Here is an 18,152-nt window from a genome sequence, read left to right on the forward strand (position 1 = left end):
CCTCGCGGCGGGAGTGGGCGGCCGTGCGGGCTGCGCGGGCCAGGGAGGAGGCGATCACGCCGTCGTCCACGACCACGGCGAGGCGGTCGTCGTCCACGGTGTGGCGGGCCCGGGCTCCGGGTGCCAGTGCGAGCACCAGAAGGACCAGAGCGAGGACGCCCGCGCCGACGGCCACGCCGATGAGGGCGGGGTTCGCCAGCGACGCGACTCCGACGATCGCGCCCAGCAGGGCGGACGGTGCGGCGAGCAGGGGCGCGGCGCCGAGGATCGCGAGCACCGCCTCCGTGCCGACGTAGGCCGCGACCAGGGCGATGAGCACCAGGACGACGATCTGCGCGGCGGAGCGGGACTTGTGGGTCTCGCGACGGAGGTAGCGGCTGTAGCGGGTGTCGGGCGCCGACGGTGCGGGGCTCATGCGACTCTCCTCGTGCTTCGGGTGCGGGTGCCCGTGACCCGGATGTCGATCCGGCTGACGGTGCGCCCGGTCAGCGCCTCCATGCGGGAGGCGATGCGGGTGCGGTCGCCGTGCAGGCGCTCGAGCAGGGAGCCGCCGGCCGGGGCGGTGCCCGGCTCGACGACGACCGGCGCGGTCACCGCGAGGGCGAGGCCGCCCCGGTCGTCGGAGAGGCGGACGCGGATCGCGGAGACCTCCACGCCCAGCTCCTCGTGGACGATCGCCACGGCGGCGCGCTCGATGGAGCGGACGGTGATGGTGACGGTGCCCGCCACCGGCGATGCGGGACGCGTGTCGAGAGCGGTCACGGTGGGCTCCTAGCGGGAGGTGGTGCGGCCGCGGAACACGTCCACGAGGCTGCGCACGTCGAGGGTGCCGTCGGCGATGCGGGCGATCACGACGCCGAGGGCCATGAAGAGGGCGGTCAGGACGAAGCCCCAGAAGCCGAACATCAGGGCCGCGAAGGCGAGGATCGCGCCGATCACGACACCGAGCACGGTGCTGCGGCCGCCGGGGGCGGTGGGCGCGGGTCGCTGGAAGTCGCTCATCGGACGCGGCTCTCGGTGGCCTCGTCGTCCTTGTCGTCGCCGGGGATGTGCACGTCGACGACGGCGACGTTGATCTCGGAGACGGCCATGCCGACGAGCTCGGTGATGGCCTCGGAGACGGCGGCGCGGACGGAGTCGGCGACCTTCTGCATCGGCACGGGGTACTCGACGACGATGGTCACGTCGGCCGCGACCTGGGTCTCGCCGACCTCGACGCTCACGCCCTGGGCGTGGTCGGCGCCGCCGACGGCCTGGCGGATCGCGCCGAAGGCGCGGGCGGCGTTGTTGCCGAGGGCGAAGACGCCGGGCACTTGACGGGCCGCGATGCCGGCGACCTTGGCCACGACGCTGTCGTCGATGACCGTGGTGCCCTGAGCGGTGCCGGAGGTCCGCGAGCCGCCGAGGGTCGTGACCGTGTCGACGGAGGTCTTGTCGACGCGGGTGGTGGAGGGGGTGCGCGTGGTGTCGCTCATGAGGTCTCCTGGACGTCTCATCGGCTGCCGTTGCTGAGCAGACCGGGGTCGAAGGCCCGGCGGGAATCCGGTCGGGCTGTGCTTTCATGAGTGAGACGGAGCCCGGACGGCGTTCGTCACGGTGCTCGGCGGACTTTTTCCTGAGCGTCACCTGTAAGGCGGCCCGAGGCCGCGTGAGCGGAGAGGGAGGAGGCGCCGTGCCCGGACTGGAAGCGGCGAGCGACGCGCTGCTCGCCGAGCGCTCCGCCGAGGGCGACGTGCGCGCCTTCGAGGTGCTCGTCAAGCGGCACCAGTCGATCCTCCGCGCCTACGCCTGGCGCCTCACCGGCTCGCAGGCCGACGCCTCCGACGCCGTGCAGAACGCGCTGATCACGGTCTGGGCGCAGCTCCCGCAGCTCAAGGAGCCGGCGAGCGTGCGCAGCTGGATGATGCGGATCGTCAGCCGCTCCAGCGTCGACCTGCTGCGCCAGCGCCGCCCGACCGACGACGTCGACGCCGTGGAGCATCCCCCGGCCCGAGAGCCCGGCCCGTTCGAGGCCGCCGAGCAGAGCGACGCCATGCGGGCTCTCGCGCACGCCCTGTCCGAGCTGCCGGAGTCGCAGCGGCAGTGCTGGGTGCTGCGCGAGGTCGGCGGGGAGTCGTACAACGAGATCGCCGATCACCTCGGTCTCACGGTGACCGCCGTGCGGGGCAAGCTGGCCCGCGCGCGCGAGTCGCTGGTCGTGGCGATGGAGGACTGGCGATGAGGGAGCAGACGCGATGAACGCGGACCAGGGTCCCGGCGACGGGCCGGAGCGCGCGGGGGAGCACGACGTCGTGCTGCCGCCCGCGCTCGAGCAGGAGGCGGACGCGACGGAGCAGGAGGGCGACGGCATCGGCATCGACGAGCTGAGCGACTACCTCGACCGCGGGCGCACGCCGTACGACCCCGCCATCGAGGAGTCGCCGGAGCACCGGCGCACTCTGCGCGCCCTCGAGCGCGTGCGCGCCCTCTCCGGCGCGCTCATCGACGACGACGCCGCACGCCTGCCCGCGCCGGAGGAGAGCTGGTTCGGCTCGATCCTCACCCAGGTCCGCCGCGAGTCGCGGGCCGGACGCGACATCCCGCTGGCGAGCGTCCAGCCCGACGTGGCGCTCACGATCACCGAGGGAGCGGTCCGCGGACTCGTGCGCGAGGCGGGGGACAGCGTCGCCGGCGTGCTGGTCGGCCGCTGCCGCCTGGTCGGCGACATCGCCGAGCCGGGCGCGGAGGTCGTGGTGGAGCTGACGATCTCGGTCTTCTGGGGGGTGCCGATCGCCGAGGCGGCCCAGCAGGTGCGCGAGCGCGTGCACTCGCGGCTGCTGACCCAGACCGAGCTGCGGGTGTCGAGGATCGACGTCCGCGTGGAGGACGTCTACGTCCCCGGGACGGAGGAGTCGTGAGCGGCCTCGAGTCGGCGGCCCCGGTCGATCCGGTGTCCGCGCTCGTTGCGGAGCTGCGCGCCCTGGACGGCGTCGCGACCCTGATGCCGGCCAGGCCCGAGGTGCGCGACGTGCTCGCGCACGCGGCGACGGCGCTGAGCGCGACCGGGATCGTGGTCGAGCCGCTGGGCACCGCGAGCGGCGGCACGTTCGCCGATCCGGTTCTGGTCCGCGTCGCGGGGGACGAGGTGTCCGTGGCCGTCGACCTCTGCGTGACCGCGGAGGCGTCCGCGCCGGACGTGGCGCGCGCGATCGGAGCCGCGGTGCGCGAGTGGTGCGTCCGGGTGCATCCGGAGCTGCGGCCGCGGGTGACCGTCCGGGTCGCCGCGATCGACTAGCCGGATCGGGGAGCGGGCGCGGCTGTCCGCCGGGCGGGACGCCCCGCCGTGAGGAGCGGAGCCGGGCCGAGCGCTCTCGTGCTTCTCCGGAGTGCACCGTGCCGACCGGAGCGACGGTGCTGCAGGGCGCCCGAGGTCGGTGTCCGCTCCGTCCTCCCTGAGGAGCTTCCCGCTCAGGCGAGCCTCCCCGAAGAGCTTCCCCCTCAGGCGCGCTCGGCGAGGAACGCGTCCGTCTCGGCCGCCGTCGGCGCGGACACCGCCGCTCCGGCGCGTGTGACCGAGATCGCCGCGGCCGCGCTCGCCCAGCGGGTGAGGGCGACCAGCTGCTCCGGATCGTCGAGCCGTGCTCCCGTGGCGGCGAGCCGGGCCGAGAAGGCGCCGCAGAAGGTGTCGCCGGCGCCGGTGGTGTCCACGGCCTCCACCCGGAAGGCCGGGGTGCGCTCCGGCTCGCGGTCGCGGACCGCCACGACGACGCCGTCGGAGCCGAGGGTGACCAGCACGAGCGGCACCAGCGCGGTGAGGGCAGCGGCGAGCGCGTCGTCGTCGGCGGCGGTGATGCCGCGATCGGCGGCGAGCTCGCGGGCCTCGTGCTCGTTGACGATCAGCACGTCGAGCACCGCCAGGAGCTCCTCCGGCAGCGGTCCGATCGGAGCGGCGTTCAGGATCGACACCGTGCCGCCGGCGCGCGCGGCGCGGGCCGCTTCCGTCACCGTCGCTGTCGGGATCTCGAGCTGGAGGAGCAGGGCGTCGGCCGCCGCCACCAGGGCCGACTCCTCGGCGGTCAACCCGACCAGGGCGGCGTTCGCTCCGGAGTCGACGACGATCGCGTTCTCCCCGCGCTCGTCCACGGTGATCTGCGCGGTGCCGGTGCGGACGTCGCCGCGGCGGGCGCGCAGCTCCAGCGGCTCCTCGCCGAGGACCGCGGCGAGCCGGTCTCCCGCCGAGTCGCGTCCGAGGCTCGTGACGAAGACGGTGCCGGGCTCGGTCCGTGCGGCCGCGACGGCCTGGTTGAGGCCCTTGCCGCCCGGGAAGGTGCTCGCATCGAGGGCGAGCACCGTCTCTCCGGGAGCGGGGATGCGGGCGACCCGGTGGACGTGGTCGAGGTTGGCGCTTCCGAGCACGAGGAGGGGCATGCCCTCGACGTTAGAGCACGCGCAAGGGGGTCCGCCGCGGGCTCGGCCGCACCTACGGTGGAGGCATGGAAACTCGAATCCTCGGACGCACCGGCGCCCCCGTCTCCGTCGTCGGCCTCGGAACCTGGCAGCTCGGTGCCGACTGGGGGGACGTCGCCGAGACCGACGCCCTCGCCGTGCTCGACGCAGCGGTGGAGTCGGGGGTGACCCTCTTCGACACCGCCGACGTCTACGGCGACGGCCGCAGCGAGCGGACGATCGGCGCCTACCGCGCGGCGCACCCCGACGCGCAGGTCTTCGTCGCCACCAAGATGGGCCGTCGCGCGGAGCAGATCCCCGCCAACTACGTGCTCGACAACTTCCGCGCCTGGACCGACCGCTCGCGCGCCAACCTCGGCGTCGACACCCTCGATCTGGTGCAGCTGCACTGCCCGCCCACCTCCGTCTACTCCGACGACGCCGTCTACGACGCCCTCGACACCCTCGTCGCCGAGGGCGCGATCGCCGCCTACGGCGTCTCGGTCGAGCGCACGGAGGAGGCGCTGACCGCCATCGCCCGCCCGAACGTCGCGAGCGTCCAGATCATCCTGAACGCGTTCCGCCTCAAGCCGCTCGACGAGGTGCTGCCCGCCGCCCGCGAGGCCGGCGTCGGCATCCTCGCGCGCGTCCCGCTCGCCTCGGGCCTGCTCAGCGGCCGCTACACGACCGAGACCGTGTTCGCGCCGGAGGACCACCGCAGCTACAACCGCGACGGCTCCGCCTTCGACGTCGGCGAGACCTTCTCGGGCGTCGACTTCGCGACCGGCGTGGAGGCCGCGCAGGAGTTCTCCCGCCTCGCCGACGACCACGGCCTCGCCCCCGCGGCGGCCGCACTCGCCTGGATCATCCAGCAGGAGGGCGTCACCTCGGTGATCCCCGGCGCCCGCTCGCCCGAGCAGGCCCGCGCCAACGCGGCCGCCGCCTCCGCCGCGCCCCTCGGCCCCGCCTTCATGGAGGCCGTGAACGCCCTCTACGACACCCACTTCCGCCCCACCGTCCACCCGCGCTGGTAGCCGGCCCTTTCCTCACCGCCGCTGAGTCGCCCGAGAAGGCTCGTCCTCCTGGGCGGGAACGAGCCTTCTCGGGCGACTGAGCGCAGCGCCTAGGAGTTCAGCGCCGCGTCCACGATCGTGCGCGCCTCGGCCTGGACCTCGTGCAGGTGGTCGAGGCCGCGGAAGCTCTCGGCGTAGATCTTGTAGACGTCCTCGGTGCCGGAGGGGCGCGCGGCGAACCAGGCGTCCTCCGTGACGACCTTGACGCCTCCGACGGCCGCGCCGTTGCCGGGCGCCTTCGAGAGCTTCGCGGTGATCTCGGACCCTGCGAGGGTCGTCGCCGCGATCGCGTCGCCGTCCAGCTTGCCGAGGGCCGCCTTCTGCGCCTTCGTCGCCACCGCGTCCACGCGCTCGTAGACCGGGTCGCCGAAGCGCTCGGTCAGCTCGCGGTAGAGCGCCGACGGGCTCTTCCCGGTGACCGCCACGATCTCGGAGGCGAGCAGCGCGAGGAGGATGCCGTCCTTGTCGGTGGTCCAGACGGTGCCGTCGAAGCGGAGGAACGAGGCGCCCGCGGACTCCTCGCCCCCGAAGCCGACCGAGCCGTCGACCAGCCCGGGGACGAACCACTTGAAGCCCACCGGGACCTCCCAGAGGCGCCGGCCCAGCGACTCCGCGACCCGGTCGATGATCGAGGAGGAGACCAGTGTCTTGCCGATCGCCGCGTCCTCGCGCCAGCCGGTGCGGTGGCGGTAGAGGTAGTCGATCGCGACGGCCAGGTAGTGGTTGGGGTTCATCAGCCCGCCGTCGGGGGTGACGATGCCGTGCCGGTCCGCGTCGGCGTCGTTGCCGGTGAGGATGTCGAAGTCGCCGGCGCGCGCGACCACCGAGGCCATCGCGCTGGGGGAGGACGGGTCCATCCGGATCTTGCCGTCCCAGTCGAGGGTCATGAAGCCCCAGGCCGGGTCGACCTCCCCGTTCACCACGGTCAGGTCGAGGCCGTGCATCTCGGCGATCAGCTGCCAGTAGTGCACGGAGGCGCCGCCGAGGGGGTCGGCCCCGATCCGCACGCCGGCCTTCCGGATCGCGTCGAGGTCGATGATGTTCGCCAGGTCCGCGACGTAGTGCGTGCGGTAGTCGTAGGTCTCGACCGCGGAGGGCTCGGCCGAGGTCACGCCGCGGTTGCCGTCGGCGATGAGCTCGTTGGCCCGGTCGGCGATCCAGGTCGTCGCGTCGGAGTCGGCGGGGCCGCCGTGCGGCGGGTTGTACTTGAAGCCGCCGTCGCGGGGCGGGTTGTGCGAGGGGGTGACCACGATGCCGTCGGCCCGGTCGGTGTGCGCGGGGTCGTTGTTGTAGCGGAGGATCGCGTGGCTGAGCGCCGGGGTCGGCACGAAGTCGTCGAACTCGTCCACGAGCACGCGGACCTGGTTGCCCACCAGGACCTCGAGGGCGGTGGTGAGGGCCGGGCGGGAGAGCCCGTGCGTGTCGGCGCCGATGAACAGCGGGCCGGTGATGCCCTGCTCGGTCCGGTACTCGACGATCGCCTGGGTGACGGCGGCGATGTGGTCCTCGTTGAAGGCCGTGTCGAACGAGGATCCGCGGTGGCCCGAGGTGCCGAACACCACCTTCTGAGCCGGGTCGGAGACGTCCGGCTTCTTCTCGTAGTACGCCCTCACGAGGGCCTCGACGTCGATGAGATCGGAGGCCTGTGCCGGCTTCCCTGCGCGATCGGTCATGCGGTCCATAGTGGCAGTCCGGCCCCCTCCAGGGGTACCGCGGCTGGCTAGGCTTGCGCCATGCCCGACAGCGCCCCCGAGACCCGTGCCTACAGCTATCTCGGGCCCAGCGGCACGTTCACGGAGGCGGCCCTCGCGCAGGTCCCGGAGGCGCGCGGACAGCTGTGGCGCAGCGTCGCGAACGTGGGGGAGGCGCTGAGCGATCTGGTCACCGGCCGCAGCGACGGCGCGGTGATCGCGATCGAGAACTCGGTCGAGGGCGGAGTGACGGCCGCGCAGGACGCGCTGGCGCGGATCCCGGGGCTGCGCATCGTCGGCGAGTACCTGGTGCCGGTGTCGTTCATCCTGGTCGGCCGCCCGGGGACGAGCCTCGAGGAGGTGCGCACCGTCGCCGCGCACCCCGTCGCCTACGGGCAGTGCCGGGTGTGGCTCGACCGCGAGATCCCCAGCCACGAGCACCTGACGGCCTCCAGCAACGTCCAGGCCACCGTCGACCTGCTGGGCGGATCTCCCGCGGACGCGGCCATCGCCCCTCCCGGGATCGTCGCCCACCACGACGTCGCGGTGCTGGCGGAGCGGATCGGCGACAACCCGAACGCCGTCACGCGCTTCGTGCACGTCTCGCGCTCGCACGCGCTGCCCGAGCCGACCGGCGCCGACAAGACCAGCGTGATCGCCGAGCTCCCGGCCGACCAGCCGGGCGCCCTGCTCGACATGCTCGAGCAGTTCGCGACCCGCGGGGTGAACCTGAGCATGATCCAGTCGCGGCCGATCGGCGACGCCCTGGGCCGGTACCGGTTCGTCATCGACCTCGACGGGCACGTCCAGGACGAGCGGGTCGCCGACGCGCTGATGGGGCTGCGGCGCTTCAGCCCGAAGGTGATCTTCCTCGGCTCGTATCCGCGCGCTGACCGCCGCCCGGTCACCTCCGTGCGACGCTACGACGACGAGGTGTTCCTCGAGGCCCGCGACTGGCTGCGCGGGATCCTCTCCCATGAGCCGGAGGTCGACGATGACCGGGGACGACGATGACGGGTCGCGACGATGACTGACGACGACGAACGGGTCGACCCGCGCTACGACCCGGCCTTCCAGCGCGGGTTCTCGGGACCGGTGGAGCGTCTGAGAGGCGACGAGCGGGCGTTCGCCAGGCCCGGCACGGGTGCCGCCCCCGGCGCTCCCGCCGCCACGTCCGGAGCCGCCGCTCGTCCCGCGCCCCCGGAGTCGCGCGTGGTCCGCCCCGGCTCCTCGTCCGTGCCGGGACCGCGCCGCATCATGGCCCTGCCCGACATCGCCGGAGCCGCCGAGGGCCGGCGGTCGCACCGCCTCGGCGCCGAGACTGCGCCCGCACCCCTGCCGGAGCCGGCCGCCGACCCCGCTCCCGCACCTCCCGCCGAGCCCGTGCGCGAGGCGCCCCTGCTGCGGAACCCGTGGCTCCTCGTGCTCCTGCTCGCCGGCCTCGCGGGGACCCTGATCGGCCTCGCGCTCCTCTACACCGGCTACTCCTCGCCGCCTCCGCCCTACTACGGCGACTCCGACGTGCCCTCGCCCGCGTGGATCCAGCGGCAGCTCCTCTACTACTCCTGCATCCCCCTGCTGGGCTGCCTGCCGGCGTCGCTGCTGCTGGCGGTCGGAGTGGCCGCGCTGCGGTGGCGCGGCGTCGTCGTGCGGCCCCGCGCCGAGGAGCCGCGCGAGTCCGCGCAGCTCCTCGAGGCCGAGGCTCAGACTCCGGACGCGCCGAAGAGCAGGCCGAGGAGGTAGGTCACCAGTGCCGCGCCGTAGCCGATCCCGAGCTGGCGCAGCGCCCGGGCCAGCGGCGGGGCGCCTGAGAGCAGCCCGACGACCGCGCCGGTGGCGAGCAGGGCGATGCCCACGAGCACGCAGGCGACGACCACCGCGGCGAGCCCCGTCAGGCCGAGCAGGTAGGGCAGCACCGGGATGATCGCGCCCGAGGCGAAGAAGCAGAAGCTCGACAGCGCCGCGCCCATGCCCGTGCCGATCGACTCGTGCTCGTCGACGTCGGGGTCTCCTGCGGGACCGCCCAGCGTGATGGGGGAGGTGACGGCGCCGCCGCGCAGGCCCGTGAAGACGGAGGCGGCACGCGCGTCGGCCTGCTCCTGGGTCATCCCGCGAGCGCGGTAGACCAGGGCGAGCTCGTTCGCGTCGACGTCCAGATCGGGGACGATGCGGTTCGCGTCGAGGTCCGGGCTGGAGGCCGAGAGCAGCTCGCGCTGCGAGCGCACCGAGACGAACTCGCCCGCGCCCATCGAGAGGGCGCCGGCGAGCAGGCCCGCGATGCCCGTGAACAGGACGACGCCCGTCCCGACTCCGCTCGCCCCCACTCCGAGCACGAGGGCGAGGTTCGAGACCAGGCCGTCGTTCGCTCCGAAGACCGCCGCGCGGAACGTCCCGGAGAGGCGGTTGCGACCGCGCTCGGCGAGCCCGCGGACGACCTCGCCGTGGATCCGCTCGTCGGCGGCCATCGCCTCGGTGGCGTCGTCGTCGTCGGCGTAGGGGGAGCGGGCCTCGGCGCGCTGGATCAGGGCGAGGACGAACACGGAGCCGAAACGGCGGGTGAGGAAGCCGAGGAAGCGCGTGCGGAGGTCCGGGCGGGGCGCGGGCTCCGCCGCGGAGCCGAGCAGCTCGCGCCAGTGCTCCTCGTGGCGTCCCTCGGCCACGGCGAGCGCGAGCAGGATCTCCCGCTCCTCGCCGGAGCGGCGGCCGGCGAGGTCGCGGTACACGGAGGCCTCGGCGAGCTCGTCGGCGAGGTAGCGGCGCCAGCGGCGCACCTGTGCGGGACTGGGGGTGGGGGCGGTGGTCGCCATGCGATCTCCTGGCTCAGGTCCGCCGACCCGCGCGAGAGGACCGGTCAGGACGTGCGTCGACTGACCGAAGGTCTCGTTCGCCCCGGCCGGAGCCGGGGTGGAGCGCCGGGCCCGGATCGTCCCGGACCAGCATGTCGACGCGCCTCGTCGTCCGCTCGGCGGACGGTGGGAACTACTCCCCTTCGCGGGGACCACCGTAGCCGAGATCGGAGGAGAACGCCCGGCCGATCCGCGGGCCGTCGGGCGGACGTCCGCCCGGCCCGGAGCCGGAGCGTCGTCGAGGACGCTCGCGCCGGGTCAGAGCGAGGCCGTCGCCCGGGCGGCGCGTCGGGCCTGGCGCTCGTGCTCGGCGTCCAGGAGCGTGCGCGTGGCGGGGACCGCCAGGAACTCGACCAGGGTGTCCGTCTCCTCGACGATGCGCTCGGCGCGGTCGAGCGGGTCGGTGCGCAGGAGGCGGCGGGCGGCGGACGCGACGTGCGCCGGCTTCGCCGCCAGGGCGCGCAGGCGCTCGTCGACGCGGCCGGCGAGGTCGGCGCGCGGCACGACCTCGGTCACGAGCTGCCACTCCAGCGCCTCGGCCGCGCGGACCGGGCGGCCGGACAGCACGAAGTCCAGCGCGCGGCGGCGGCCGACGACGCGGGGGAGCGCGGCGGTGACTCCGACGTCCGGGACGAGCCCGACGTCGCCGTACGCGCTGAGGAAGAGGGCGGCGGGAGTCGCTATCACGATGTCGGCGGCCAGAGCGAAGGCGATGCCGGCGCCGGCGACCATGCCGTCGATCGCGCAGACGACGACGGCGCGGCTGTCCTCGAGCAGGCGGATGACCTGGGCGGTCGTGGTCGCGACGTCGCGCAGGTAGTGGTCCGGGTGCTCGGACCCCATGATCGCCGAGATGTCGCCGCCCGTGCAGAACGCGCGGCCGGCCGCGGCGATCACGATGACGGAGCAGCCGGCGTCGGCGTCGAGATCGGCGACGGTGCTCAGCAGCAGTCGCGCGGTGCCGAGATCGATCGCGTTGAGGGCGTCGGGGCGGTTGAGGGTGATCCGGGCGACGGAGCCGTCGCGCTCGAGGACGACGCCGGGGGTCGCGTCGATGAGGGGGGTGGCGTGCATGGGAGAGCCTTCAGGGGAGCAGGGGTGTCGAACGCGGGGGGACGTTCTCGGGGGACGACTCACATTCGCAGCCGCCCGCGCGATCGGATGCCTCCTCGCGGCCGATGCTCAGCCGGCCCCGGGGGTACGCGCGGGCGGCGGCCCGTCCCGGCCCTCCTCTACACTGCTGGGGTGATTGATCCCGTACTTCTGCGCGAGAACCCGGACGTCCTGAAGCGCTCGCAGGAGGCGCGCGGCGACTCCGTCGAGCTGGTCGACGAGGCGCTCGAGGCCGACCGCGTGCGCCGTGCGGCGATCACCGAGGCGGAGCGGCTCCGAGCCGAGCAGAACGCCTTCGGCAAGACCGTCGCCAAGGCTCCGAAGGACGAGAAGGCGGCCCTCGTCGCCGAGGCCCAGCGCCTCGCCGCCGCCGCCAAGCAGGCCCAGCAGGAGGCGTCCGAGGCCGACGACGCCTTCACCGTGCTGGTGAAGCGCATCGCCAACCCGATCATCGAGGGCGTCCCCGCGGGCGGCGAGGAGTCGTTCGAGCTCGTCAGGACGGTCGGCGAGCGCCCCGTCTTCGACTTCGCCCCGCGCGACCACCTCGAGCTCGGCGAGCTGCTGGACGGCATCGACATGCAGCGCGGCGCGAAGGTCAGCGGCGCGCGCTTCTACTTCCTCAAGGGCCTGGTCGCCCGCCTCGAGATCGCGCTGATGAACCTGGGCCTCGAGAAGGCGCTCGCCGCCGGCTTCACCCCGCTGATCACGCCGACCCTCGTGCGCCCCGAGATCATGGACGGCACCGGCTTCCTCGGCGAGCACGACGACGAGGTGTACCGCCTCCGCGACGACGACCTCTACCTCACCGGCACCAGCGAGGTCGCCCTCGCCGGCTACCACGCCGACGAGATCCTCGACCTCTCCGGCGGCGCGAAGCGCTACGCGGGCTGGAGCACCTGCTACCGCCGCGAGGCGGGCTCGGGCGGACGGGACACCCGCGGCATCATCCGCGTGCACCAGTTCAGCAAGCTCGAGATGTTCGTCTACGCCCTCCCCGAGGACGCCGAGGCGGAGCACGCGCGCCTCCTCTCGTACCAGGAGGACGTCCTGCAGAGCCTCGGCCTGCACTACCGCGTCATCGACACGGCGGCCGGCGACCTCGGCCAGAGCGCGGCGCGCAAGTTCGACGTGGAGGCGTGGGTCCCCACGCAGGAGACCTACCGCGAGCTGACCTCGACCTCGAACTGCACCACGTTCCAGGCCCGCCGCCTCGACACCCGCTACCGCACCGAGTCGGGGAGGACGGCTCCGGTCGCCACCCTCAACGGCACGCTCGCGACCACCCGCTGGATCGTCGCCCTCCTCGAGACCCACCAGCGGGCGGACGGCTCGGTGCTCGTCCCCGAGGCGCTGCAGCCCCACCTCGGCGGCCTCGAGGTGCTCGAGCCCGTCGCATGAGCGCGGCCCGCGCCTCCGGCCGCCGCCTCGTCGCCCTCGACATCGACGGCACCGTCATGCACGAGGACGGCACCATCACCCGCGCGGTGACGGACGCGATCACCCGCGTGGCCGCCCAGGGCGACGAGGTGATGCTCGCCACCGGGCGCTCGCCCTCCTCCACCCTGCCCGTCGTTGAGCGCCTCGGGATCTCGCCCGAGTACGTGATCTGCTGCAACGGAGCGGTCACGCTCCGCCGCGACGCGTCCGGTGCGTACGTCCCCGAGACGGTCGAGACCTTCGACCCGACGGAGGTCCTCGAGACCATGCGCCGTTCCCTCCCCGACGCGCACTACGCCGTCGAGGACGCGGACGGCGCCTTCTTCTACACCGAGGCGTTCCCGGGCGGTGCCGTGATGGGTGCCGAGACGACCCACGTCCCCTTCGAGGAGCTGCTCGGCCGGCTGTGCACCCGCGTCGTCGTGATCTCGCCCGAGACCGGCATCGAGGAGTTCACCTCGCTGGTCGAGGAGATGGGCCTGCACCAGGTCAGCTACGCGATCGGCTGGACCGCCTGGCTCGACATCGCCCCGCACGGCGTCAACAAGTCCACCGCGCTCGAGGTCGTCCGCGAGGAGCTGGGCATCGAGCGGAGCGACGTGGTCGCGCTGGGCGACGGCCGCAACGACATCGAGATGCTCACATGGGCCGCCGCCGAGGGCGCAGGGCTCGCGATGGGGCAGGCGCCCGACGAGGTGCGGGCCGTGGCCTCCGCCGTGATCCCCTCGGTCCACCAGGACGGCGTGGCGGTCGCGCTCTCGGCGCTGCGCTGACCACGGTCCCGCGCGCTCGGCGGTTACTATCGGGTGTCGCTCCTGCGGGAGCGGCCGGGAGGGCTGTCCGAGCGGCCGATGGAGCCAGTCTTGAAAACTGGTGGGCGGAAACGTCTCGTGGGTTCGAATCCCACGCCCTCCGCCACGCCGTCCCGTTCTTCGCGTCGCTTCTCGCCGGCGCCTTCCGATGCCCGTCCTGGCGCGCGACGACGGAGGGCCGCCCGCTCTCCTTCGGAACGCGCCACCCCTCTGTATAGGATTGCGCGACGCCCGGGACCGACGCCCGGCCCTCACCTCCGCACCACTGACGCCTCGACACCGGGAGACGGATGCGCCGCACGGGCCCTTCGACACAGACGAGCGACACTCCGCGCACGCCGCGCCCCTTCGTGCGGCACGGCCGCCAGAAGCGGCACACCCTCGCGCGGACCCTGGTGAAGGGAGCCGCCCTCGTGGGCGGTGTCGGCGTGGTCGCCTCGGTGTCGGTGGTCGCGATCGCGGCGACGCTGATCGTCCAGTCCGTGCAGCCCTCGGTCGACCTGCACCCGGGCGCGGCCGGCTCCAGCGTCGAGGCCGGAGGCGCCCCGGAGATCGGCGCACTGGAGGGCGGCTTCAACGTCCTCGTCGTCGGCAGCGACTCGCGGAAGGGCCAGGGCGACGCCTACGGCGACCCCGATGAGGAGACGAGCGTCCTCAACGACGTCAACATGCTGATGCACGTCTCGGCCGACCACAGCAACGCGACGGTCGTGAGCTTCCCCCGCGACATGTACGTCGACATCCCGGAGTGCGTGAACGCCGCCACGGGTGAGACGATCCCCGCCCGGTACGACACCAAGATCAACGAGGCGATGGGCAGCGACGTCAGCCTCGGCTGCGTGGCAGGGGTCGTCGAGGACCTCATGGGCGTCCGGGTCGACTACGGCGCGGTCGTGCAGTTCAACGGCGTGATCGAGATGTCGAACGCGGTCGGCGGAGTCGACGTCTGCGTCGCGACCGAGATCGCGGACCCCTACACGAACACCTACCTCGAGCCGGGCGTGCACTCGCTCGAGGGCATGGCGGCGCTGCAGTTCCTCCGCAGCCGCCACGGCATCGGCGACGGCAGCGACCTGACCCGCATCAGCAACCAGCAGGTCTTCCTCTCGGCGCTCGTGCGCCGGATCAAGAGCGCGGACACCCTCCTCAACCCGGTCGCGCTCTACGGGCTCGCGAAGGCGGCGCTCGGCAACATGACGCTCTCGACCGGTCTCGACAACGTGAACACGATGGTCCAGATGGGACTCGCGCTGAAGGACGTCGACCTCGCGGACGTCGTCTTCGCGCAGTACCCGACCGGGGCGACTCCGAGCGGGGTGGAGCCGGACCGCGCTGCGGGCGACGTCCTGGCGAGCGCCCTGCAGACCGATCAGCCGATCGCCATCACCGGCGGCACGGGCGCCGGCGCGACCGTGGAGGGCGAGGCGGCGGCCCCGGCCGACACCGCCGCTCCGTCGGGCCCGGCGACCGCGGATCCGCTGGCGACGGCCGAGGCGGCACCCGGCACTCCGGCACCCGGCACTCCTGCACCCGGCACTCCTGCAGCGACTCCCGAGGACGGATCCAAGGTTGCCCTGCCAGAATCGGTCACCGGCCAGAGCGCCGACCAGCAGACCTGCTCGGTCGGCTTCTTCGGCTGAGCCGAGGGCGGGCGGCACCACGGGTGCTCTCCACCTCGCGCGCTGACTCCGGGACGACACGCGTCCCGCAGCCGAGAGAGAGTACGACCCGATGAGCGAACGCGCGTCCACCCGGACCACAGCAGCACGGCACGGCCGCCTGCGCCGCCCGAGCGGCGTGCGCTTCGCCGCGCGGATCCTCGCAGCCTGCGTGGGCGTCGGCGTGCTCAGCGCGGTCTGCATCGTGGCGATCGCCGCCTCGCTGATCGCCGGGAGCGCGCGTCCGTCCGTCGACCTAGGGATCGACTCGGGCGGAGGCGACGTGCCCGAGATCGGGGCGATCGAGGGCGGCGTCAACATCCTGCTCGCCGGCAGCGACAGCGCCGACGGATCGGCCGCCGGGGCCTACGGCGAGCGTGCCGAGAACCTCAACGACGTCACGATGCTCATGCACATCTCGGCCGACCACTCGACCGTGGAGGTCGTCAGCTTCCCCCGCGACCTCTACGTCCCGATCCCCTCCTGCACCGACCCGGCCACCGGCGCCGTCTCGGACGCGGTGGACTCGGCGAAGATCAACACCTCGCTCGAGGCCGGCGGGCTGGCGTGCACCGTGCAGACGGTCGAGCAGCTGACCGGGCTCGAGATCCCCTACGCGGCGCTCATCCAGTTCGAGGGCGTCATCGAGATGTCGAACGCGGTCGGCGGAGTGGACGTCTGCGTCGCCACCCCGATCCAGGACGAGTACACGGGGCTGAACCTCGACGCGGGCACGCACACGCTCGTCGGCGCCGAGGCGCTGGCGTTCCTCCGCACCCGGCACGGCGTCGGCGACGGCAGCGACCTCACCCGCATCTCGAGCCAGCAGGTGTACCTCTCATCGCTGGTGCGCAAGGTGAAGAGCGCGTCGACGCTCTCGAATCCGGTGAACCTCTACGGCCTCGCGAAGGCGGCCGTCTCGAACATGCAGCTCTCCACCTCGCTCGAGAACGTGAACACCCTCGTGTCGATCGGCCTCGCGGTGAAGGACGTCGACCTTGCGAACGTGGTCTTCGTGCAGTACCCGACCTTCATCGACGGCAACGGCGTGTACCCCAGCGAGGACGCGGCGGCGGCGCTGAACGCGGCGCTCCTCGCCGACCAGCCGATCGCGCTGAGCGGCACCACCGGCGGCGGCTCGCAGTCGACGGGGGAGGAGCCCGGGGCGACCAATGCTCCGGCGGCCACGGAGTCGCCGGCCACCGACGCCCCCGCGACCGACGCCCCCGCGACGAGCGCACCCGACGGGCCGGTCACCCTCCCGAGCGACGTCTCCGGGCAGACCGCGCAGCAGGAGACCTGCACGATCGGCCGGCCCCTGTCGGACCAGTAGGCGGCTTCTCGCCTTCCCGCGGAGGGGCGGGCGCCCGTGTCGCGAGGCCCTCGCGGGTGCGGTTATGATGGTCGTCGTGCGTCCGCCAGCGGGCGCTCGGGAGTCGTCGCATAGTCCGGTCGAGTGCACCACCCTGCTAAGGTGGAGAACCCTTTATTGGGTTCCGTGGGTTCAAATCCCACCGACTCCGCATCGTCCGAAGGCCCCGCTCAGGCGGGGCCTTCGTCGTTCCCGGCGGTGACTGCGCCTGCCGCAGTACCGGCGTCTCCCGGCGGTGCCGGTGTCGCCGCAGTGCCGGGGTCTCGCGGTGCCGGAGCCCTCCGGCCGGCGCTCCGTCGCTCGCGCGCGGCGTCGGCGGCCCAGGCGACCCGACGCCCCGGCCGCCCGGGATCCGCCGCCGATCCGCCGGGCGGGTGCGCTCCCGGAGCGGCTACCCTGATCGGATGCCCAGCCCGATCCTCGACGCCCTGTCCGCCCCTCCCGCGCGGAGGGACGTCGCCTCGATCCGGGGTGCTCTCGCCGAGGTCGCGATCGGCGACTCGGTGCGCGTCCTCGTCCGCTCCCCGCGCTACGGCCTCTACGGGATCGAGGGGGTCGTCCGGCAGGCCGTCGGCGGCGAGCTCGTCGTCGCGGACGTCTTCCTCGGCACGGGGACCGAGATCCAGAGCATCGCCCTGGCTCCGGACGCCGACGAGGTCGGCGGGGAGCGCTCGGCCGAGGGACTCGAGCACGGGGATCCGGTGCGCGTGGCGTTCTCGACTCCGGCGCTCGGGTCGTTCACGATCACGGGCCCGCTGACGGCCGGCGGCCGCGACGGGTTCCTCCTCGTCGGCAGCTGGATCGTCGCGGACGGCGGCGAGCCCGGCCGCCACGTCGACCGCATCGAGCGCCTGACGGACGTCGGCGTCCACGAGAAGCACGTCCCCGGGCGCCGCTCCGCGGTCGAGGAGTAGCCCCTCAGCTCTGGCAGTTCGGGCACCAGTAGGTGACCCGCAGCTGCAGCTCGTCGTCGCCGAGCTCGCCGCGCTCGATCGGAGTGCCGCAGCGCCGGCACGGCTTGCGGTCGCGGCCGTAGACCCAGAGCTGCTGGCCCGGGCGCAGGTTGCCGGTCGTCGTGCGCTCGATCCGCTCGCGGTTCACGGTGATGAGCCGCTTCGCGAGCGCGATGGTGCGCACGAGGTCGCCGCTCCCGCCGACCGGGCGCGTGGGCAGCACGCCGCGCAGGAAGCACAGCTCGGCGCGGTAGACGTTGCCGAGTCCGGCCATGATCCGCTGGTCGAGCAGCGCGAGCCCGATCGGCCGCTCCGGATCGGCGGACAGGCGTCGCAGCGCCTCGTCCGCGTCCCAGTCGGCGCCGAGCAGATCGGGGCCGAGATAGCCGACCACGTCCTCCTCGGCCGAGCGCGGGACGATCTCGAGGAGCCCGAGCTCGAAGCCGACCGCCTGCCAGTCCTCGGTCTCGAGGACGATCCGGGCCTGGAACGCCGGCCGGTGCCACTTCGGCCGCTCGCCCTCGCCGCGGGCGTAGAGGTGCCAGCTCCCCTCCATCTTGAGGTGGGAGTGGATCAGCGCGTCGCCGACCCGCATCAGCAGGTGCTTGCCGCGGGGGACGACCTCGTCGATCGTCTCGCCGGTGAGGTCGACCGTCGCGTACTTCGGCACGCGGACGTCGCACCGGGTCAGGACCTCGCCGTCCAGCGCCTCGGCGAGGTTGTGGGCGGATCGGTAGACGGTGTCACCCTCGGGCACGCGGGCTCCCTCCGG

19 protein-coding genes, 2 tRNA genes and 1 pseudogene are annotated in these 18,152 nt (G+C 73.5%); 13 read left to right on the forward strand and 9 right to left on the reverse strand.

Annotated elements, in window-relative coordinates; translation table 11 throughout:
- From C5D04_RS04275 to C5D04_RS04290, 4 genes and pseudogenes are all read right to left on the reverse strand, one after another.
- Positions 1–415, reverse strand: a pseudogene (locus C5D04_RS04275) (hypothetical protein); the annotation flags it as partial.
- Positions 412–762, reverse strand: a complete 351-nt coding sequence (locus C5D04_RS04280; protein WP_104224953.1) for a hypothetical protein — start codon at positions 760–762, stop codon at positions 412–414. The gene C5D04_RS04280 and the pseudogene C5D04_RS04275, both read right to left, overlap by 4 nt.
- 9 nt (positions 763–771) lie before the next feature.
- Positions 772–1,002 carry a DUF2273 domain-containing protein gene (locus C5D04_RS04285; protein ID WP_104292500.1) on the reverse strand — a complete coding sequence of 77 codons (231 nt, stop codon included), beginning with the start codon at positions 1,000–1,002 and terminating at the stop codon, positions 772–774.
- Positions 999–1,475, reverse strand: a complete 477-nt coding sequence (locus C5D04_RS04290) for an Asp23/Gls24 family envelope stress response protein (RefSeq protein WP_104224955.1) — start codon at positions 1,473–1,475, stop codon at positions 999–1,001. Before C5D04_RS04290 ends, C5D04_RS04285 begins: the two co-directional genes overlap by 4 nt.
- Before the next feature lie 197 nt (positions 1,476–1,672).
- Here C5D04_RS04290 and C5D04_RS04295 point away from each other — a divergent pair, with 197 nt between their 5' ends.
- The 3 genes from C5D04_RS04295 to C5D04_RS04305 are packed head-to-tail and all read left to right on the forward strand — an operon-like array spanning position 1,673 to position 3,274.
- Positions 1,673–2,221, forward strand: a complete 549-nt coding sequence (locus C5D04_RS04295; protein WP_104224956.1) for an RNA polymerase sigma factor — start codon at positions 1,673–1,675, stop codon at positions 2,219–2,221.
- 13 nt (positions 2,222–2,234) lie between these two features.
- Entirely contained in the window at positions 2,235–2,897 is a 663-nt protein-coding gene (locus tag C5D04_RS04300) for an Asp23/Gls24 family envelope stress response protein (RefSeq protein ID WP_104233947.1), read from the forward strand.
- Complete coding sequence (locus C5D04_RS04305; RefSeq protein WP_104326048.1) at positions 2,894–3,274, forward strand: hypothetical protein; 381 nt, start codon at positions 2,894–2,896, stop codon at positions 3,272–3,274. The genes C5D04_RS04300 and C5D04_RS04305 overlap by 4 nt, the downstream gene beginning before the upstream one ends.
- A gap of 203 nt (positions 3,275–3,477) precedes the next feature.
- Here the strand turns inward: C5D04_RS04305 and C5D04_RS04310 are convergent, their stop codons facing one another.
- Positions 3,478–4,407: a ribokinase gene (locus tag C5D04_RS04310; RefSeq protein ID WP_104347289.1), complete on the reverse strand. Its 930-nt coding sequence runs from the start codon at positions 4,405–4,407 to the stop codon at positions 3,478–3,480.
- Positions 4,408–4,472: 65 nt separating this feature from the next.
- On the opposite strand from C5D04_RS04310, the gene C5D04_RS04315 reads away from it, so the two are divergent.
- On the forward strand, positions 4,473–5,459 hold the full coding sequence (locus C5D04_RS04315; protein WP_104226781.1) for an aldo/keto reductase: 987 nt from the start codon (positions 4,473–4,475) through the stop codon (positions 5,457–5,459).
- Between the two features lie 89 nt (positions 5,460–5,548).
- Here C5D04_RS04315 and pgm read toward each other — a convergent pair whose 3' ends face one another.
- Positions 5,549–7,171 (reverse strand): phosphoglucomutase (alpha-D-glucose-1,6-bisphosphate-dependent), encoded by a 1,623-nt coding sequence (gene pgm, locus C5D04_RS04320; protein ID WP_104226793.1) that lies wholly within the window; start codon positions 7,169–7,171, stop codon positions 5,549–5,551.
- Between the two features lie 60 nt (positions 7,172–7,231).
- On the opposite strand from pgm, the gene pheA reads away from it, so the two are divergent.
- Positions 7,232–8,203: a prephenate dehydratase gene (gene pheA, locus C5D04_RS04325; RefSeq protein WP_104347290.1), complete on the forward strand. Its 972-nt coding sequence runs from the start codon at positions 7,232–7,234 to the stop codon at positions 8,201–8,203.
- 12 nt (positions 8,204–8,215) lie between these two features.
- On the forward strand, positions 8,216–8,932 hold the full coding sequence (locus C5D04_RS04330) for a hypothetical protein (RefSeq protein ID WP_104347291.1): 717 nt from the start codon (positions 8,216–8,218) through the stop codon (positions 8,930–8,932).
- On the opposite strand, the gene C5D04_RS04335 is transcribed toward C5D04_RS04330, so the two are convergent.
- Positions 8,893–9,996 carry a VIT1/CCC1 family protein gene (locus C5D04_RS04335; protein ID WP_104224963.1) on the reverse strand — a complete coding sequence of 368 codons (1,104 nt, stop codon included), beginning with the start codon at positions 9,994–9,996 and terminating at the stop codon, positions 8,893–8,895. The genes C5D04_RS04330 and C5D04_RS04335 overlap by 40 nt on opposite strands.
- Positions 9,997–10,293: 297 nt before the next feature.
- Positions 10,294–11,109, reverse strand: a complete 816-nt coding sequence (locus C5D04_RS04340; RefSeq protein WP_104292497.1) for an enoyl-CoA hydratase/isomerase family protein — start codon at positions 11,107–11,109, stop codon at positions 10,294–10,296.
- Between the two features lie 171 nt (positions 11,110–11,280).
- On the opposite strand from C5D04_RS04340, the gene serS reads away from it, so the two are divergent.
- The 7 genes from serS (at position 11,281) to C5D04_RS04375 (ending at position 17,341) form a co-directional block, all read left to right on the forward strand.
- On the forward strand, positions 11,281–12,546 hold the full coding sequence (serS, locus tag C5D04_RS04345; RefSeq protein WP_104347292.1) for a serine--tRNA ligase: 1,266 nt from the start codon (positions 11,281–11,283) through the stop codon (positions 12,544–12,546).
- Positions 12,543–13,358 (forward strand): HAD family hydrolase, encoded by an 816-nt coding sequence (locus C5D04_RS04350; protein WP_104347293.1) that lies wholly within the window; start codon positions 12,543–12,545, stop codon positions 13,356–13,358. The genes serS and C5D04_RS04350 overlap by 4 nt, the downstream gene beginning before the upstream one ends.
- Positions 13,359–13,415: 57 nt before the next feature.
- Positions 13,416–13,503 (forward strand) — tRNA-Ser (locus C5D04_RS04355).
- 184 nt (positions 13,504–13,687) lie between these two features.
- Complete coding sequence (locus tag C5D04_RS04360) at positions 13,688–15,037, forward strand: LCP family protein (protein WP_104347294.1); 1,350 nt, start codon at positions 13,688–13,690, stop codon at positions 15,035–15,037.
- Positions 15,038–15,128: 91 nt separating this feature from the next.
- Complete coding sequence (locus C5D04_RS04365; RefSeq protein WP_104226775.1) at positions 15,129–16,388, forward strand: LCP family protein; 1,260 nt, start codon at positions 15,129–15,131, stop codon at positions 16,386–16,388.
- 99 nt (positions 16,389–16,487) lie between these two features.
- Positions 16,488–16,578: transfer RNA gene (locus C5D04_RS04370), tRNA-Ser, on the forward strand.
- A gap of 253 nt (positions 16,579–16,831) precedes the next feature.
- A complete protein-coding gene (locus C5D04_RS04375; RefSeq protein WP_104233937.1) occupies positions 16,832–17,341 on the forward strand; it encodes a hypothetical protein in 510 nt (169 codons plus the stop codon).
- Between the two features lie 4 nt (positions 17,342–17,345).
- Here C5D04_RS04375 and C5D04_RS04380 read toward each other — a convergent pair whose 3' ends face one another.
- Positions 17,346–18,137 carry a DNA-formamidopyrimidine glycosylase family protein gene (locus tag C5D04_RS04380; protein WP_104233936.1) on the reverse strand — a complete coding sequence of 264 codons (792 nt, stop codon included), beginning with the start codon at positions 18,135–18,137 and terminating at the stop codon, positions 17,346–17,348.
- Between the last annotated feature and the right edge of the window lie 15 nt (positions 18,138–18,152).

The sequence above is a fragment of the Rathayibacter sp. AY1D2 genome (assembly GCF_002932695.1).
Classification (GTDB): Bacteria; Actinomycetota; Actinomycetes; order Actinomycetales; family Microbacteriaceae; genus Rathayibacter.

Excerpts from the sequence above, each read along its gene's own strand:
- C5D04_RS04310 (WP_104347289.1), bottom strand. The coding sequence starts at position 4,407 with ATGCCCCTCCTCGTGCTCGGAAGCGCCAACCTCGACCACGTCCACCGG.
- C5D04_RS04300 (WP_104233947.1), top strand. The coding sequence starts at position 2,235 with ATGAACGCGGACCAGGGTCCCGGCGACGGGCCGGAGCGCGCGGGGGAG.
- C5D04_RS04360 (WP_104347294.1), top strand. The coding sequence starts at position 13,688 with ATGCGCCGCACGGGCCCTTCGACACAGACGAGCGACACTCCGCGCACG.
- C5D04_RS04330 (WP_104347291.1), top strand. The coding sequence starts at position 8,216 with ATGACTGACGACGACGAACGGGTCGACCCGCGCTACGACCCGGCCTTC.
- C5D04_RS04340 (WP_104292497.1), bottom strand. The coding sequence starts at position 11,109 with ATGCACGCCACCCCCCTCATCGACGCGACCCCCGGCGTCGTCCTCGAG.
- C5D04_RS04335 (WP_104224963.1), bottom strand. The coding sequence starts at position 9,996 with ATGGCGACCACCGCCCCCACCCCCAGTCCCGCACAGGTGCGCCGCTGG.
- C5D04_RS04290 (WP_104224955.1), bottom strand. The coding sequence starts at position 1,475 with ATGAGCGACACCACGCGCACCCCCTCCACCACCCGCGTCGACAAGACC.
- C5D04_RS04375 (WP_104233937.1), top strand. The coding sequence starts at position 16,832 with ATGCCCAGCCCGATCCTCGACGCCCTGTCCGCCCCTCCCGCGCGGAGG.
- pheA (WP_104347290.1), top strand. The coding sequence starts at position 7,232 with ATGCCCGACAGCGCCCCCGAGACCCGTGCCTACAGCTATCTCGGGCCC.
- pgm (WP_104226793.1), bottom strand. The coding sequence starts at position 7,171 with ATGACCGATCGCGCAGGGAAGCCGGCACAGGCCTCCGATCTCATCGAC.
- C5D04_RS04365 (WP_104226775.1), top strand. The coding sequence starts at position 15,129 with ATGAGCGAACGCGCGTCCACCCGGACCACAGCAGCACGGCACGGCCGC.
- C5D04_RS04350 (WP_104347293.1), top strand. The coding sequence starts at position 12,543 with ATGAGCGCGGCCCGCGCCTCCGGCCGCCGCCTCGTCGCCCTCGACATC.
- C5D04_RS04315 (WP_104226781.1), top strand. The coding sequence starts at position 4,473 with ATGGAAACTCGAATCCTCGGACGCACCGGCGCCCCCGTCTCCGTCGTC.
- C5D04_RS04285 (WP_104292500.1), bottom strand. The coding sequence starts at position 1,002 with ATGAGCGACTTCCAGCGACCCGCGCCCACCGCCCCCGGCGGCCGCAGC.